Here is a 15,845-nt window from a genome sequence, read left to right as displayed (position 1 = left end):
GCGTTAGTCGACGCAGGGGACGCCGTCGTTCGGTGGGGGTGGTGGGGGAGCGGTCGCCAGCTCGGTGACCTTCGCCCGCACCTTCTCCTGGTCGACGCGGTTCACGTCCTGCCCGCCGACGTGCGCGCCGCCCTCGACCGGCAGCGTGTCGAACCGGACCTCGGACGGCAGGTTCCCGGCCAGCTCGGCCAGGTCGAGGTCCGCGTCGAGCACCACGTCCTGCTTGGCCGTGTTGATCATCGCCGGGACCGCCGCCGGGTCCTTCAGCCGCCGTGCCACGGCCGACAGGAACGCCTGCTGGCGCCGGGTGCGGGCGAGGTCGCCGCCGGGCAGCCCGTGGCGCTGCCGCACGAACGACAGCGCCTGGCCCGCGTCGAGGTGCTGCGGGCCCGCCGGGAAGTCCGCACCCGACAACGGGTCCGCCGTCGCGTTCCGCAGGCACACGTCCACGCCGCCGAGGCCCTCCGCGATGTGGAAGAAACCGATCAGCGAGATCTCCACGAGGTGGTCGATCGGCTGGTCGAGGAACGCCGACACGGTCTGCACCTGGGCCCGCCGACCGGCTTCGCGCCCAGCGCGTTCCAACCGGCGCTTGTCCGCCATGCCCGCGGCGCGCAGCCGGTCCTCCTCGGCGATCTTCGCGCGCCCGTAGGCCTCCTTGACCTTGCCCTCACCGCCGGAGGCCAGCGGGACGAGGTTGTCGCGCGGCACGGACATCGCCACGGCCGGACCGGACGCCGGCAGGTGCAGCAGGATCAGCGTGTTCGCGTTGTACCCGCCCCGGTCGCTCTCGCCGGCCTGCAGCCGCCGCAGCACGTCGTCGGGCAGCGGTTCGCCGTGCAGGTCGAGCCGGGTGGTCAGGCCCATGATCAAGACGTTGCGCCCGGACACCGACCGCGGCGCGTCGGCGGCGATGGCGTGGGAGCGCTCCACCCCGGTCGAGATCGTGGCCACCGTCGACCACGCGACGCCCGCCACGACGAGCACCGCGGCGCACACCAGCACCCACGCCGTGCGCAGGATCACGTGGCAGGCACGCCGGAAGCGGCCGGCAGAACTCATGAGATCCCCCATCCCCTCGACTATTCTACGTGCTCATGGGGGTGCAGCTGCCGGGTTTGGCGGCGCTCGCGATGCTCACGGTGTTCGCCCAGGTGGGTCTCTGGGTGGACGGGGACAACCTCGGGTGGCCCTTCGGCGTCTGGCTGGTGGGGGGCGCCGTGGTCGCCTCGGCGCTCGTGCGCCGGGTGGGGTTGTGGACGGTGGCACCGGCGCCACCGGTCGTCTTCGTCGTCCTCGCCGCGGGCAACGCGGCGTGGCAGCGGCTGGCGACGGGGCAGTCGTTCTGGGGAAGCAGCGAGGAGGTCGCCGCGGCAGCGGTCCCGTGGTTCGTCAACGGGTTCCCGTGGCTCGCGGCATCGGTCGGCGCGGCCGTGGTGGTCGCGGTCGTCCGCACGGTTTCTGGGGGGAATCGGACATGCAGGTCTTCGTCGACGGCAACGGCGGCAGACGGGTAGTGGCGAAGCTGGTCAGCGTGACGCTCGCGGGCGGGCTGGTGGTGTTCGCCGCGGTGGTCGGCGGCACGCTGCTGGCGGTGTGGTGAGGCGCACGCCCCGGTTGCACTGGCTGTCGATCCTGCTCGGGCTCCTGGTGCTGCTGTGCGTGGTGTCGTTCCACGCCCACGCCGCGCTGAGACCCGAGCCGGTGCCCGCACCGCACGCGGTGCACGAGCTGCCCGATCGCACGGTCGCGCTGGCGTTCCACGGCGGCCCTGATCCGAAGTGGACACCGCATCTGCTCGACGCGTTGCGGGAGGCCGACGTGAAAGCGACCTTCTTCGTGCTGGGCACGCAGGTCACCCGCAACCCGGAGGTGACGGCCAGAATCGCGGCAGAGGGGCACCGGATCGGCATCGACGGCTTCCGCACCGAGGGCGACTGGGTGAACCCGCTCGACCTCGCGTTCGCGCAGGCCGCGCTCGCCGACGTGCTGGGTGTCCACACGCGACTGGTCGGCGCGCCGGTCGAGGTCGACAGCGGTGACCGCGAGCACCAGGACATCGGCACGCTGGTGCGGATGTCGCTGGCGCAGGGCCGCGGCGTGGTCCGGCTGCACGACGACGGCAGCATCGGCGCGGACATCGCCCGGCAGCTGGCGCGCACCCCCGGCCTGCGGTTCGCGCAGCTCGGGGACGGCGTGACCGCGGCGGGCCCGGCCGAACGCTTCACCGGCGCCGTCACCGGGTGGGCGCAGCGCAACGGGGGTGCGGTCGTCGCGGTGATGGGCACGGCGATCGCCGTGGCGGCGCTGCTCGGCATCCTGCGCACGCTGATGCAGCTCGGCCTCGCGCACACCGACCGCCGCCTGCGCAGGGAGAGCGAGCACGCGCCGCCGCCGTGGACCGCGCCACCGGTGTCGGTGATCATCCCGGCGTACAACGAGGCCGTGAACATCGCGGCCACCGTCCGGTCGATCGCCGCGAACGACCACCTCGCCGACGTGGAGGTGGTCGTCGTCGACGACGGCTCGACCGACGGCACCGCCGACCGCGCCGAGGAGCTGGGCCTGCCCGGCGTCACCGTCCTGCGCCAGGACAACCAGGGCAAGCCGGCCGCGCTGAACGCGGGTGTCCGTGCCGCCCGCCACGACGTGCTGGTGCTGCTCGACGGCGACACGGTCTTCGAACCGGACACGATCGGCCAGCTCGTGCAGCCGTTCGCCGACAGCGGGGTCGGCGCGGTGGCGGGCAACGCGAAGGTCGGCAACCGGCAGGGCCTGCTCGGTCGCTGGCAGCACCTGGAGTACTGCGCGGGGTCCAACCTGGACCGGCAGATCCTGCACGCGCTGCGGTGCATCCCGACCGTGCCCGGTGCGGTGGGGGCGTTCCGGCGGTCGGCGCTCACCGACGTCGGCGGCGTGCCGGAGCACACGCTGGCCGAGGACACCGACCTGACGATGGCGGTCACGCGGGCGGGCTGGCGGGTGGCGTACCGGCCGCAGGCCAAGGCGTGGACCGAGGCGCCGGTGACCGTGCACGGGCTGTTCCGGCAGCGGTACCGGTGGTCCTACGGCACGTTCCAGGCGATGTGGAAGCACCGCGGCGCGTTGCTGGAGAACGGGCCGATGGGCCGGTTCGGGTTGCTCTACCTGCTGGCGTTCCACCTGCTGCTGCCGCTGCTCGCACCGGTGATGGACCTCTACGTGCTGTACGGGTTCATCGTCGCGGACGCGCCGCTGGCGTTCATCGTGTGGACCGTGTTCCTCCTGCTGCAGACCGCGAGTGCGGGATACGCGCTGCGGCTGGACGGTGAGTCGGTGAAACCGTTGTGGGCGTACCCGTTGCAGCAGGTGGTGTACCGGCAGTTGATGTACGCGGTGGTGATCCAGTCGTTGGTCACGGCCCTGCACGGAACTCAGCTCAGGTGGATGTCGGTCCGGCGCACGGGTCGGCTCGCGGACGCACCCGGCGGTAGCGTGGCCCGCACTTGAGACCGGAGGGGACCAGGGTGGGCCGCACGCCTCTCGACACGCCCGCACGGCAGCAGGAGGTGTTCGCCGCCGTGCTCCACGTGTTCGCCGACGTCGGCTACGCCCGGTTCAACATGGACCTCGTCGCGAGCCGCGCCAGGGCGAGCAAGGCGAGCCTGTACCAGCGCTGGCCGTCGAAGGCGCGGCTGATCGTCGACGCGCTGAGGGCGAACATGCCGGTGCTCGCCCAGCCGGACGAGGGCTCGTTCGTGGAGGACGTGCGGGCGATCATGCGGTCGTGGGGCGAGCCGAGGCCGTTCGACCTGACGGGGATTTTCCTCGGGCTGCTGGAGGGCAGCCGGCAGGACGCCGACCTGGTGCGCCTGCGCGAAGAGCACGTCGACCGCGTCTACACCGAGCAGCTGCAGGTGGCCGTGGTGCGGGCGAAGGACCGCGGTGAGCTGCCGTGCGACCTCGACGCCGACGTGCTCATGACGGCGCTGGTCTCGACGTTCGTGCTGCGGTCGGAGGAGGCCGACGTGGTCGGCGGGATCGTCGACGGCCTGCTGCGACCGCTGATCGGCAGGTCCTTCGCCACCGAACCACTCGTCAAGGAGTAGCCGCTGCGCTACGTTCGGTCGTGGATCCAAAAGAACAGATTTGTTCTGTTGAAGGGAACACCCGTGACCGAAGCTGCCGTCTGCCCCGTCCACCACGAACGCGACCACCCCCTCCAGTCGCCGACCGGCTTCGCCGACGCCGTCTCCGGCGGCCCGGTCAGGATGCTGTGGCCCAACGGCGTCGAGGCGTGGGTCGTCTCCAGCTACTCCGGTGTCCGCAAGGTGCTCTCCGACCCGCGCTTCAGCACCCGCAAGGGCGGTCAGCCGGAGATGCGCACCGACGAGGGCGAACCCGTCCTCGACGCCGACCAGCCGGGCAACATCAACGGCATCGACGGCGACGCGCACCTGCGCCTGCGCCGTCCCCTCTCGCGCGGGTTCATGGTCAAGCGGATGAACCAGCTGCGGCCGCGCATCCAGGAGATCGTCGACGAGCACCTGGACGCGATGGAGGCCAAGGGCGCACCGGCCGACCTGGTCACCTCGCTGTGCCTGCCGCTGCCGTCGCTGGTGATCGCCGAGCTGCTGGGCGTGCCGCCGGAGCACCAGGAGCTGTTCCAGGCCACCGCCGGCGACCTGTTCGGCAAGAACGGCTCCAAGGACGAGTACATCGCGCACGCGACCAAGCTCTCCCAGGTGCTCGCGCCGATCGTCGCCGCGAAGAAGGCTGCGGGCACGAACGACGACCTGATCGGCCTGATGGCCAACGACACCGACTTCAGCATGGAAGAGCTGATCTTCCTCTGCATCGGGCTGCTCGCGGCCGGGCACGAGACCACGTCGAACTTCCTCGGCCTGTTCACGCTGCACCTGTTCGAGCGCCCCGACCAGCTGGCGGTCCTGCAGCGCGACCCGAGCCGCGCCGACGTGGTCGTCGAGGAGCTCATGCGCTACACCGTCGGCTCCCTCGGCGGTCCCGGCCTCACCCGGCGGGCGACCGAGGACGTCGAGGTCGACGGCGTGCTGATCAAGGCCGGTGAGTGGGTGAGCGTGTCGCTGATGGCGAACCTCGACGAGGAGCTCTGCCCGCGCGCCGACGAGCTCGACCTCGAACGCGACGCCGTGTCGCACCTCGGGTTCGGCTTCGGCCCGCACCAGTGCCTGGGCGCGAACCTCGCCCGCGCGGAGCTGCAGATCGGCCTGCGGTCGTTGTTCGAGCGGTTCCCGAACCTGCGCCCGGCCGTGCCGGTCACGGAGCTGACCTACCGCAACGACATGATCACCTACGGCGCAGCAGAGATCCCGGTGGTGTGGTGAGCGCGGTCGTCCGGATCGACCAGACCAGGTGCATCGGGGCGGGCCAGTGCGTGCTCGCCGCACCGGACGTGTTCGACCAGCGCGACGACGACGGCATCGGCGTCGTGCTGGTGCCCGAGCCGGCGGCCGGTCTGCTGCCGGGGGTGCGTGACGCGGTGGAGAGGTGCCCCGCCCAGGTGGTGACCCTGCAAGAGTGACCTGATCGGCCGTTCCGGTGAGCCGTCGTCACGGGAACGGATTCAGCCGCCGACCGCTGACACCTCGTTGGCCCCTTCCCGGTCATGCCGTCCGTCCAGAATCGTGAGCGCGGCCGCCACAACGTCGTGGCGGTCGCGCTCACGCCGGTCCAGGGAGCCGAAAGACCCTTCCCGACCAGGCCGGACAGCGAGATGGTGGCGGCGGCGCGGTGAGTACCGGCGGTGTGCGACGGGTACCTGGCGACAGGTGGCCGGCGCACGTCAGGAGGGCCAGCGATGTTCAACGGCGACGCAGTTCCCGTGCGCGTGGACAAGACCGACGCACGGCACGTGGAGGCACTGACCGGTGCGCTGCGGGCACTCGACCACGAGCACGGCGGCGGTGCCTGCCGCGACGCCTGCGTGGCGTTGCTGAGCTGGGCGAACCCGCTGCTCGACACCGGGCCGTCCAGCCGGGTGCTGCGCCGGTTGCAGGTGGCCATCGCCGACCTGCACAACCTGGCCGGCTGGGCGTCGTTCGACATGGGCCTGCTGGAGTCCGCGCACGTGCACTTCGGCCGTGCGATGGACCTCGTGCGCGCGTCCGGCAACAGCGCGTTGGAGGCCAACATCCTCTACCGCATGGGACGCGTGCACCTGCACTACGACCTCGCCGAGGACGCCTTGGCGTCGTTCCAACGCGGACTGCCCATCGCACAGGCCAGCGGTTCCACCTTGGCCGTGTCCATCCTGCACGCCAACGAGGCGTGGGCGTTCGCGAAGATGGGCGCCGAGAAGCACGCCTTGCGCCAGCTCGCGCGTGCAGAAGAAGAGTTCGACCGTGCGTCCAACGAAGACGCACCGCCGTGGGCTCGTTTCTTCGACCAGGCCGACCTGGTGTCCATCGGCGGGATGGTGCACACGGAACTGGCGCGCACGTGCGACGTGAAGTACGGGCGGACCGCGATCCCGTTGCTGACGCGCGCGATCGCCTCCGGCGGTGAGGACGCGGCGCGCAGCCAGTCGTTCCGCCTGGCCGCGCTGTCGATGAACTACCTGGTGCAGAACGAACCCGAGCCGGCGCGCGCCGCCGGCGTGCGGGCGATCGAGGTGTCCTGGCCGATCCGGTCGGTGCGCACGCGGGACCGGATGCGGCCGTTGCGGCAGGAGGTCGAACGGCTGCGGGGCAACGAGGCCGCCGACGAGCTGTCCGCGCGGCTGGGGACGTTCATGTCGGCGTCGCGCGGCGCCGCCTGAGCGGAAGGCGTCGCCGGGCCCGAGGAGAGGTTCGGGCTTCGGGCCCGGCGACGGCAAGGCAGGAGCGGCACCCGGCTGGGGGCCACAGGAACCGCTCCCGGTCACGGGATCAGCGGCCGACGACAACGCGCCGGAGGCACCGGAGGTTGACCGCTTCCTGGGCGAGAAGCATCACGTCACCCGCTGACATTTCGCTGACACCCCGGGTTACCGGCTGGTTAGGATCTGCGCCATGCCGCGGTGGGAGTTCAAGGTTCTCGGATCGTTGCAGGTCCTCGACTCGGGCCGACCGGTGGAACTGCGCTCGGCCAAACAGCGCGTTCTGCTCGCCGCGTTGCTGATGAAGCCCAACGCGCCCGTGTCGTTCTACGAGCTGATGGAACACCTGTGGGGCGAGGAGCCTTCCGGTTCGGCGCGGGCGACGTTGCAGACGTACGTCATGCGCTTGAGGCAGTCGTTGGACGACTTCGCGGACCGCAAGCTCGTGCGCACGTGGCCGACCGGCTACTCGATCCACGTCGGGGACGACCAGCTCGACCTGCTGACGTTCCAGCGGTTGCGGGCCGAGGCACGCCGGGCACCGGACCTGGAGACCGAGGCGCGGCTGCTCGGCGAGGCGGCGGCGCTGTGGCGGGGACCGGCGCTCGACCAGCTGTCGTCGCTGCGCGTGGAGCAGACCGACGTGCAGCGGCTCAACGAGCAGCGCTGGGAGGTGCTGGAGCGGCGCAACGACGCCGAGCTCCAGCTGGGACGGCACGACCAGCTCGTCGACGAGCTGCGGTCGCTGGTCGCGCACCACCCGCTGCGGGAACGCTTCTGGTACCAGCTCATGCTCGCCCTGCACCGCACCGGCCAGCAGGCGCAGGCGCTCGACGTGTACCGCAGGGCCGGCGAGGTGCTGGCGGAGGAGCTGGGCATCGACCCGAACGCCGAGCTGCGCGCGCTGCACATGGAGGTGCTGGCGGGGTCTTCCGCACCGGTGGCCGTCCAGGCGGGACCGTCGTGGCTGCCGCCCGCGGTCGGCGACTTCTCCGGCCGCGCGGACGAGGTGGCGCGGCTGACGACCGGGTTGCGCGGCGGTGGCACGTGGACGGTCACCGGGTCCGGCGGCGTCGGCAAGACCTCGCTGGCGGTGCACTGCGCACACCTGGTGCGCGACGCGTTCCCGGACGGCCAGCTGTACCTGAACCTGCGCGGCGGTGAGCAGAAGCCGGTGGAGCCCGCGGCGGCGCTGGACCGGTTGCTGCGCGGCCTCGGCGTGTCCGGCGGCGCGATCCCGTCCACTGTGGACGACCGGGTCGACCTGTACCGCGACCTGCTGTCGGACCGGCGGGTCCTGGTCGTGCTGGACAACGCGGTCAACGAGGCCCAGGTGCGGCCGTTGTTGCCAGGCACGACGTCCGGTGCGGCGCTGGTGACGTCACGGGCCGCGCTCGCGGGCCTGGAGGCCGCGCACGTCGTCCCGCTGGACGTGCTGCCGCCCGCGGACGCGCTGGGCCTGCTGCGGTCCGCGCTGGGGGACGTCAGGGTCGCCGCGGAACCCGGTGCCGCGCAAGCGATCGTGACCTACTGCGGGCGGCTGCCGCTGGCGTTGCGGGTCGCCGCGGCCCGGCTGGTCGCCCGCCCGCACTGGCAGCTCGCGAAGCTCGCGGGCCGCCTGTCCGACGAACGCCGCCGCTTCGACGAGCTCTCGCTGGGCGACCTCGACGTGCGCGCGTCGCTGGCCCTGTCCTACGACGGTCTCGACGAGACGCACCGCCGCGCGTTCCGGCTGCTGTCGCTGGTCGACACACCGGACTTCCCGGCCTGGGTGGCGGCGCCGTTGCTGGGCCTGGACCTCGACGACGCGGAGGACCACGTCGAGGCCCTCGTCGACGCCCGCCTCGTCGACTACGCGGGCCGTGACGCCCTCGGCCAGGTCCGCTACCGCCTGCACGACCTGCTGCGCGCGTTCGGCCGGGAAGCCGCCGACGAGGACCCGGCCACCGCGCTGAAGCCGTTGGTCGAACGCTGGCTCGACCTCGTCACGCGCGCCGACGCCGACCTGCCGCACCAGGGCGTCCGCCTGGCCCCGCGGGCGCTGGAGCCGTTCGACCTGGGCGACGCCGCCGAGTGGTTCGACGCGGAGTGGCTGAACATCGGGGCGGTCCTGACCCAGGCCGCCGCGCTGGGCCTCGGCGACCTGGCGGCACAGCTCGCGATCCGCTCGTCGGCGTTCTGCGACCTGCGGGCCCGCTTCGACGACTGGGAGCAGATCAACGACATCGGCCTCGCATGCGGTTCGGCCGCGCTGAAGCCGGTGCTGCACCAGCAGCGCGGAATCCTGCGCGCCCGGCTGCACGACTACGCCGGCGCGTCGGCGGAGTTCCGGTCGGCGCAGGAGGGCTTCGCGGCGGCCGGGGACGTGTGGGGCGAGGCGTACGGCTGGTACGGCATGGGGTGGATGCACGAGTGGAGCGGCCGCTCGCGGGAGGCCCGCGCCGCGCACCGGGAGGCGATGACCCGGTTCGTGGCCGCCGGCAACCCGCACGGCGAGGTCGAGGTGCTGTGCTCGCTGGGCGCCATCGAACGCCGGGCCGGTGGTCTGACCGCGGCGCAGGACTACCTGGAACGGGCGCGGCGCGTGGCCGGGCAGCTGGGGGACGAGCAGAGCGAGCTGATGGCGACGCTGGAACTGGGGCGGCTGCACCAGTTCACCGGCGAGCTCGACCTGTCGGCGGCGTTCCTGCGGTCGTCGCTGGCCGCGGCGCAGAAGCTCGGCGACCCGGACATGGCGGCGAACATCCGGTTGTTCCTGGCCGACACCCTGGTGCGCTCCGGTGCCGTCGCACCCGCGCAGGAGCAGCTGACGGCGGCGTGGGAGTTCTTCGAGGAGCACGACGACCGGCAGGGGCGCATCTGGGTGTGGCGCCTGCGGTCCGGCCTCGCGGCCTCCGCCGACGAGGCGCTGCGACTGGCCGGACTGGCGCTGAAGGCGGCGCGCGAGATGGACTCGCCGCCGGAGCTGGGGCGGTCCCTGCGGGTGATGGGCGACGCGCTGGAGCGGTGCGGGCGCGGCGACGAGGCCCGCGAGCACTGGCGGCAGGCGGAGGAGACGCTGACCGCGGCCGGGTTCCAGGCGGAGGTGGACGAACTGCGGCTCACGACGTCCTGATCCTGGCTCGACGTCGTCGTGGTGCGGCGCGGTGGTGCCAGGCGACGGGGCACGGATGTCGCCTGGCAGCTCCCAACGGCTACCGCGCGCGGATCAGCTGACCGTGATCGCGCCCGCCGGGCAGAGGCCGGCCGCTTCCTGCGCGGTGGCCTCGTGCGCGGCGTCGGGGTGCTCCTGCAGGAGCACCACCGTGCCGTCCTCCTCGTTCTGGTCGAAGAGGTCCGGGTCGGTCAGGACGCACATCCCCGAACCGCAGCACTTCGACTGGTCGACGGAAATCTTCATGTTCACCACGCTACTGGCAACGAGTGGACCCCGTAGATGCCCATGTCGGTCCGCAGCGGCACCTCCTCGGGCGCGACGTCGAGCCGCAGGTCCGGGAACGCCGCGAACAGCCGGCTGAAGCCGATCCGCATCTCGATGCGGGCGAGCTGCTGGCCCAGGCACTGGTGGATGCCGTGGCCGAACGCGACGTGGCCGGAGGCCGGGCGGCGCAGGTCGAGCTCGTCGGGGTTGCCGCCGAACTTCTCCGGGTCCCGGTTCGCGGCCGGCACGTGCATCACCACGGTGTCACCGGCCTTGATGAGGTGGCCGTCGATCTCCACGTCCTCCAGCGCCGTGCGCGACGGTCCGAAGTGGATGATCGACAGGTACCGCATCAGCTCCTCGACGGCGTTGTCGACCACGTCCGGCTCGTCGCGCAGGATCTTGAGCTGGTCCGGGTGCTGCAGGAGCGTGAACGTGCCGATGCCCAGCATGTTCGCCGTGGTCTCGTGGCCGGCGAGCAGCAGGAGCAGCGCCATGTTCGACGCCTCCTCGTCGGTCGGCTCACCCGTGGCGATCAGGTCGCTGATCATGTCGTCGCCGGGGTTCGCCTTCTTGCGCTCGATCAGCTCGCGCATGAACTCCTGGATGCGCGCGAACGCCGCCATGGACTCCTTGACGGGGGTCTCCAGCGACAGCATCTTCGCGGTGTCCTCCTGGAAGCGGTGCCGTTCGTCGTAGGCGACGCCCAGCAGCGCGCAGATCACCAGCGAGGGCACCGGCAGCGCGAACTCCTTGACCAGGTCGGCCTTCCCGCCCAGTGAGCGCATGTGCGCGATCTGGTCGTCGACGATCTGGCCGATCCACTCGGACAGCTGGTTCATCCGCCGCACGGTGAACTGGCCCTGGAGCATCTTGCGCAGCCGGGTGTGGTCGGGCGGGTCCTGGCTGAGGAACAAGCCCGGCTGGACCTTGCGGTTCTCCGGTGGAGCCTCCCCCTGGAACCGCAGGTCCAGCAGGTGGTGCTCTTCGGGGCGGTTGGTGAACTTGGGGCTGCCCAGCACCTCCCGCACCTGGTGGTGGCCGGTGACCAGCCAGCCGAGGTGGCCGTCGGCGAACTTCAGCCTGCTGATGCGGGCCTTCTCGCGGATGGCGGTGATCTCGGCGGGCGGGTCGAACGGGTTCTGGCGGGTGGTCGGCAGTTGTTCGGAGATCAGTTCGGTCATCTCGCACACCTCCCAGTGCTCAGTAGAGGACCTGTTCCGAAGCTACAGAACTTTCACGACTCCGTGAAGGTGAATTGAGGATCACGGTGCGCCACCGGTCGAAATCTGTCCGCATCTGCCGGTCGTGGGTCGCGACGGCCACGGCGGCCCTCGTCCGCAGCAGCGCCTCGGTCAGCTCGTCGACCAGTGCGATCGACAGGTGGTTCGTCGGCTCGTCCAGCACCAGCCGTCCCGGCACCTCGAGCGGCGTCGCGTGCAGCAGGTCGCCGCTCGCCGTCAGCTCCGGTGGCGTGAAGCGCAGCGGGGGCGGGGGAGCGGCCACGCGCTGGTCGTCGAGCTCCTCCAGCCTGCGGGCGACGGTGCGCATCTTGTTCGCCGCACGGGTGCCGCGCTTGTGCTTGAACGCGCCCTTCGGCGGCCGCCAGGCGTCCTGCAACCGGCTCTGCGCGCGTTCGACCCTGTCGGCCAGCTCGTCGTGCTCGGCGGCCTCCTGGGCGAACCGCTGCTCCCAGCGCTGCCGTTCGGCGCGCTTGGCCTCCTTGAACGCCCGGTAGCCGCCGCCGTGCAGGCGCACCTCGCCGTCCGGCGTCGGGTCCAGGTCGAGCAGCTGGGTGCAGACGTCGTCGAGCAGCGCGCGGTCGTGGCTGACCAGCACGGTCACGCCGGGGTGCTGCCGCAGGCGCTCGGTGAGGAACCCCAGTGCCGCCGCGTCCAGGTGGTTCGTCGGCTCGTCGAGCAGCAGGACGTCGGCGCGCTCGGCCAGCAGGCACGCGAGCCGCACCCGGTAGCGCTGCCCCACCGACAGGGTCGCGAGCGGCGTGGCCCGGTCGTGGTCCGCGTCGAGCGCCTTGAGCGCGATGCCGGCCCGGCGCTCGGCGTCCCACGCCTCGACGTCCTCCGCGTGCGCCAGCGCCCGCTCGTAGCGCGGCTCGTCGAACGGCTCCGCCGCACTGTCCAGTTCGGACAGTGCGAGCCGGCTCACGCGCAGCGCCTCGTCCAGCAGGTCCCCCACCGTCTCCCGTTCCTGGAACGGCATCTCCTGTCGCACCAGGCTCAACGAACCGTGCCGGGTGACGGTTCCCTGGTCGGGTGCGAGGTCGCCGGCGAGCAGGCGGAGCAACGTGGTCTTGCCACGGCCGTTCTCACCGATGATGCCGAGGCGCTGCCCGGCGGAGACCTTCAGCGAGACACCGTCGACGACGGGACCGCTCTCATAGCCCTTGGTGAGGTCTTGGGTCGTCAGATGAACATGCGAACGCATGCCGGATCCTCTTCTGGGTACGTGAAATCAGGACGTGTGGCTGGGCGACACGTCCTGGCTCAGAGGTAGAAGACCCCGTACCCGAATCCCATGAGACCCACGGTACCTACGGTCGCAACGCCTTTTCGACGGCCCGGCGCAGGTCCTGGCGGCTCTCCTCGGTGCCCGGCTCCGGTCCCGAGGTGCTGCCGCCGCCGACGAGCCGGTAGAAGAGCAGGCCTTCGAGGAACGCCATGATGTGCCCGCCGGACGCCTCCGGGTCCTCGTGGCCCAGTGCCCGCGCGAGCTCCGTCGCCCGTTCCCGCGGGGAGTGCGCGAGGATCGAGCGCAGCTCCGGGTGGTGCGTGGCCTCCAGCATCGCCGCGTACCGCGCGAGCGTCCGGTTCCGCTCCACCAGCCAGTTGTCGACCGTCCTGGCGAGACCGCCGGCCAGGTCGTCCCGGTCGAGGACGACCTCCTCCTGCTCCTTCAGCGCGAGCCGTTCGACGAACCCCTCCACCAACGCCTTGCGGGTGCGGAAGTAGGCGCTCGTCGACCCCTCCGGCAGCCCGGCCTGCCGGTCGACCGCGCGGTGCGTGAGGCCCCGCATGCCGGAGGTCGCCACCAGGTCGATCGCGGCGTCGGTGATCAGGTCCCTGCGCATGTGCTCCCCGTCATCTCTACAGCTGTAGTCTACAGGTGTAGTGTCCTCTACATCTGTAGAGGAGAGTGGCCGTGAAGGCGATCGTGGTCGGTGGCGGTATCGGGGGACTGGCGGCAGCGGTGTCGTTGCGGCGCGTGGGCTGGGAGGTCGAGGTCCGCGAGCGCGCCGCCGCGTTCGGCGAGATCGGCGCCGGGGTGGGGGTGATGCCGAACGCGCTGCGGGCGCTGTCGTGGATGGGGTTGGAGGACGAGGTCCGGCGGCTGGGGACGCCGCGGGTGTCGGGCGGCGTGCGCGCGTCGGACGGTCGTTGGCTGGTGCACCTGCCCGACGTCGGCCAGGAGAAGATCATCGCGATGCACCGCGCCGACCTGCACGGCGTGCTGCTGCGCGCGTTGCCGCCGGAGGTCCTCTTCACCGACTCCGAGGTCACCGGCGTCGAGGACCTCGACGCGGACCTCGTGGTGGCGGCGGACGGCATCAACAGCCGCCTGCGCGCGCAGCTGTTCCCCGACGTGCCGGGACCGGTGTACGCGGGCGCCACGGCGTGGCGGGGAGTGGCGCCGGGTCCCTTCGAGCTGCCGATCACGCAGACGCTCGGTCCCGGCGGCGAGGCGGGCGTGCTGCCGCTGGGCGACGGCCGGGTCTGCTGGTACCTCGCACGAGTGGCGCCGGCCGCGGCCGACCTCGACCCGGTGGAGCTGTTCGGCGGCTGGCACGACCCGATCCCGGACCTGGTGGCGTCGACCCCGGCCGTGGTCCGGCACGACGTCCACCACCTGCCGCCGCTGCGGACGTTCGTGTCGGGCCGGGTGGCGCTGCTCGGGGACGCGGCCCACGCGATGGTCCCGTACCTGGGGCAGGGCGCGTGCATGGCGCTGGAGGACGCCGTGACGCTGGCGGCCTGCGGCGGTGACCTGGCCCGGTACGACGCCGTGCGACGGCCGCGCACGCAGGCGGTGTGGCGGGGGTCGCGGACGGCCGGGCGGTTCGGGATCGAGCTGCGGTCACCGGTCGCGGTGGCGTTGCGCGATCTCGTGTTCCGCGCGGTTCCGGCGGCGGTGGCGGTGCGCGGCATGGCCCGCTTTTCGTCATGGGAGGTGCCCGCGATGCCCACGCCCGTGGGTTCACTCGACCGGGTCGAACCGGGCGGTGACGTGGATCACTGATAAATGTTCGGTTGCGGCGAGATAACGGTCGAAGACCATTCTTTGTCGCAGGCATCGTCACCCGGTTGCGGTATCAAGTACTCGCTGAGCGTGTCGGATGCGGTCCAATGATCCAACCGGTGTAGCGCGAGAGGCGGTTTTCGCCACACGAAAGCGGCGATACGGTGCCTCGCCATGACCCCCGTCCCGACTGATGTGATGCCCCGTTCCCTCACGGCGTTCCCCCCGGCGCCGGGCGAGACCGCCGGCGAGCTCGACATCGCCGAGGTGGAGGACTTCGTCCGCCTGCACCACGCCGAACACCCCGACCTGGGTCCGGTCGAAGCCCGGCTCGCCGAGGTGCACGCCGAGATCGCGGCGACCGGCACCTACCGCCACACCGCCGCCGAGCTGACCTTCGGCGCACGGGTGGCCTGGCGCAACAGCTCCCGCTGCATCGGCCGCCTCTACTGGCGGAGCTTGAAGGTGCGCGACCTGCGGGAGCTGTCCGCCCCCGCCGACGTGGCCGCGGAGTGCGTCGAACACCTCCGCGTCGCCACGAACGAGGGGAAGATCCGGCCGGTCATCTCGATCTTCTCCCCGGCCGAGCCCGGCATGCCCGCCCCGCAGGTCCTCAACGAGCAGATCATCCGCTACGCCGCCTACCGCGGGCCCGACGGCGGGGTGCTCGGCGACGCCCGCAACCTCGCGCTCACCGAGCTCGCCGTCGAGCACGGGTGGCAGCCGCCCGCCACGCGCGGGCCGTTCGACGTGCTGCCGCTGCTGGTCTCCTGCGAGGGCCACGAGCCCGCGCTGGTCGAGATCCCCGCCGACGCGGTGCTCGAGGTGCCGCTGTCGCACCCCGACCTGCCGTGGCTCGCCAAGCTCGGCGTGAAGTGGCACGCGGTCCCGGCGATCAGCAACATGCGCCTGCGCATCGGTGGCATCGACTACCCGTGCGCCCCCTTCAACGGCTGGTACATGGGCACCGAGATCGGCGCCCGCAACCTGGCCGACCACGACCGGTACGACCTGCTGCCCTACCTCGCCAAGCGGATGGGCCTGGACATGTCGTCGGAGGCGACGTTGTGGCGCGACCGGGCCCTCGTGGAGCTCAACCGCGCCGTCCTGCACTCGTTCGCCCAGGCCGGTGTCACGATCACCGACCACCACACCGAGTCGAAGAGGTTCCTGACGCACCTGGAGAAGGAGGAGGCCGCCGGACGTTCCTGCCCCGCGGACTGGTCCTGGATCGTGCCGCCCGTGTCGGGCGGGCTGACGCCGGTCTACCACCGCTACTACGACACCGGTGAACTGCTGCCGAACTTCTTCCCCTCGGCGGCCCCCGGGAAGTGCCCTGTCGCACACTGACCA

General features: G+C 71.7%; 15 protein-coding genes. 10 read left to right on the top strand and 5 right to left on the bottom strand.

Annotation, left to right across the window (positions count from 1 at the left end; all coding sequences use genetic code 11):
• Positions 1-3: 3 nt before the first annotated feature.
• Positions 4-1,062 (bottom strand): LCP family protein, encoded by a 1,059-nt coding sequence (locus ACVDFE_RS38280; protein WP_458433836.1) that lies wholly within the window; start codon positions 1,060-1,062, stop codon positions 4-6.
• Positions 1,063-1,097: 35 nt separating this feature from the next.
• Between ACVDFE_RS38280 and ACVDFE_RS38275 the strand changes: the two genes are divergently transcribed.
• The 8 genes from ACVDFE_RS38275 (at position 1,098) to ACVDFE_RS38240 (ending at position 9,932) form a co-directional block, all read left to right on the top strand.
• The gene (locus tag ACVDFE_RS38275) at positions 1,098-1,517 is read left to right on the top strand and encodes a DUF6542 domain-containing protein (RefSeq protein WP_360397205.1); all 420 of its coding nucleotides are present in this window, start codon (positions 1,098-1,100) and stop codon (positions 1,515-1,517) included.
• Positions 1,478-1,603 (top strand): hypothetical protein, encoded by a 126-nt coding sequence (locus tag ACVDFE_RS38270; protein WP_360397206.1) that lies wholly within the window; start codon positions 1,478-1,480, stop codon positions 1,601-1,603. The genes ACVDFE_RS38275 and ACVDFE_RS38270 overlap by 40 nt, the downstream gene beginning before the upstream one ends.
• Positions 1,600-3,489 (top strand): glycosyltransferase, encoded by a 1,890-nt coding sequence (locus tag ACVDFE_RS38265; protein WP_458433835.1) that lies wholly within the window; start codon positions 1,600-1,602, stop codon positions 3,487-3,489. Before ACVDFE_RS38270 ends, ACVDFE_RS38265 begins: the two co-directional genes overlap by 4 nt.
• A gap of 17 nt (positions 3,490-3,506) precedes the next feature.
• A complete protein-coding gene (locus ACVDFE_RS38260) occupies positions 3,507-4,088 on the top strand; it encodes a TetR/AcrR family transcriptional regulator (protein ID WP_458433834.1) in 582 nt (193 codons plus the stop codon).
• Positions 4,089-4,151: 63 nt separating this feature from the next.
• Entirely contained in the window at positions 4,152-5,345 is a 1,194-nt protein-coding gene (locus tag ACVDFE_RS38255) for a cytochrome P450 (RefSeq protein ID WP_458433833.1), read from the top strand.
• The gene (locus ACVDFE_RS38250; protein WP_458433832.1) at positions 5,342-5,542 is read left to right on the top strand and encodes a ferredoxin; all 201 of its coding nucleotides are present in this window, start codon (positions 5,342-5,344) and stop codon (positions 5,540-5,542) included. The genes ACVDFE_RS38255 and ACVDFE_RS38250 overlap by 4 nt, the downstream gene beginning before the upstream one ends.
• A 276-nt stretch (positions 5,543-5,818) precedes the next feature.
• Entirely contained in the window at positions 5,819-6,778 is a 960-nt protein-coding gene (locus ACVDFE_RS38245; protein WP_458433831.1) for a transcriptional regulator, read from the top strand.
• A gap of 232 nt (positions 6,779-7,010) precedes the next feature.
• Positions 7,011-9,932, top strand: coding sequence for an AfsR/SARP family transcriptional regulator (locus ACVDFE_RS38240; RefSeq protein WP_360397211.1), 2,922 nt, complete (start codon positions 7,011-7,013; stop codon positions 9,930-9,932).
• 93 nt (positions 9,933-10,025) lie between these two features.
• Here the strand turns inward: ACVDFE_RS38240 and ACVDFE_RS38235 are convergent, their stop codons facing one another.
• The 4 genes from ACVDFE_RS38235 to ACVDFE_RS38220 form a co-directional block, all read right to left on the bottom strand.
• Positions 10,026-10,217 (bottom strand): ferredoxin, encoded by a 192-nt coding sequence (locus tag ACVDFE_RS38235; RefSeq protein ID WP_360397212.1) that lies wholly within the window; start codon positions 10,215-10,217, stop codon positions 10,026-10,028.
• A gap of 2 nt (positions 10,218-10,219) precedes the next feature.
• Complete coding sequence (locus ACVDFE_RS38230; RefSeq protein ID WP_360397213.1) at positions 10,220-11,422, bottom strand: cytochrome P450; 1,203 nt, start codon at positions 11,420-11,422, stop codon at positions 10,220-10,222.
• A gap of 19 nt (positions 11,423-11,441) precedes the next feature.
• Positions 11,442-12,683, bottom strand: a complete 1,242-nt coding sequence (locus ACVDFE_RS38225; RefSeq protein WP_458433830.1) for an ATP-binding cassette domain-containing protein — start codon at positions 12,681-12,683, stop codon at positions 11,442-11,444.
• Between the two features lie 106 nt (positions 12,684-12,789).
• Positions 12,790-13,326, bottom strand: coding sequence for a TetR/AcrR family transcriptional regulator (locus ACVDFE_RS38220; protein ID WP_360397215.1), 537 nt, complete (start codon positions 13,324-13,326; stop codon positions 12,790-12,792).
• Between the two features lie 71 nt (positions 13,327-13,397).
• Between ACVDFE_RS38220 and ACVDFE_RS38215 the strand changes: the two genes are divergently transcribed.
• Positions 13,398-14,492 (top strand): FAD-dependent monooxygenase, encoded by a 1,095-nt coding sequence (locus ACVDFE_RS38215; RefSeq protein WP_458433829.1) that lies wholly within the window; start codon positions 13,398-13,400, stop codon positions 14,490-14,492.
• Positions 14,493-14,666: 174 nt separating this feature from the next.
• A complete protein-coding gene (locus tag ACVDFE_RS38210; RefSeq protein ID WP_458433828.1) occupies positions 14,667-15,842 on the top strand; it encodes a nitric oxide synthase oxygenase in 1,176 nt (391 codons plus the stop codon).
• Positions 15,843-15,845: the final 3 nt, after the last annotated feature.

Source organism: Lentzea chajnantorensis, assembly GCF_054300775.1.
The sequence above is the reverse complement of the archived record's forward strand: the minus strand, read 5'-3'. Positions and strand labels throughout refer to the sequence as shown.

Coding starts and splice junctions, on each gene's coding strand:
- ACVDFE_RS38270 (WP_360397206.1), top strand. CDS start 1,478: ATGCAGGTCTTCGTCGACGGCAACGGCGGCAGACGGGTAGTGGCGAAG.
- ACVDFE_RS38230 (WP_360397213.1), bottom strand. CDS start 11,422: ATGACCGAACTGATCTCCGAACAACTGCCGACCACCCGCCAGAACCCG.
- ACVDFE_RS38210 (WP_458433828.1), top strand. CDS start 14,667: ATGACCCCCGTCCCGACTGATGTGATGCCCCGTTCCCTCACGGCGTTC.
- ACVDFE_RS38225 (WP_458433830.1), bottom strand. CDS start 12,683: ATGCGTTCGCATGTTCATCTGACGACCCAAGACCTCACCAAGGGCTAT.
- ACVDFE_RS38245 (WP_458433831.1), top strand. CDS start 5,819: ATGTTCAACGGCGACGCAGTTCCCGTGCGCGTGGACAAGACCGACGCA.
- ACVDFE_RS38220 (WP_360397215.1), bottom strand. CDS start 13,326: ATGCGCAGGGACCTGATCACCGACGCCGCGATCGACCTGGTGGCGACC.
- ACVDFE_RS38275 (WP_360397205.1), top strand. CDS start 1,098: ATGGGGGTGCAGCTGCCGGGTTTGGCGGCGCTCGCGATGCTCACGGTG.
- ACVDFE_RS38235 (WP_360397212.1), bottom strand. CDS start 10,217: ATGAAGATTTCCGTCGACCAGTCGAAGTGCTGCGGTTCGGGGATGTGC.
- ACVDFE_RS38240 (WP_360397211.1), top strand. CDS start 7,011: ATGCCGCGGTGGGAGTTCAAGGTTCTCGGATCGTTGCAGGTCCTCGAC.
- ACVDFE_RS38280 (WP_458433836.1), bottom strand. CDS start 1,062: ATGAGTTCTGCCGGCCGCTTCCGGCGTGCCTGCCACGTGATCCTGCGC.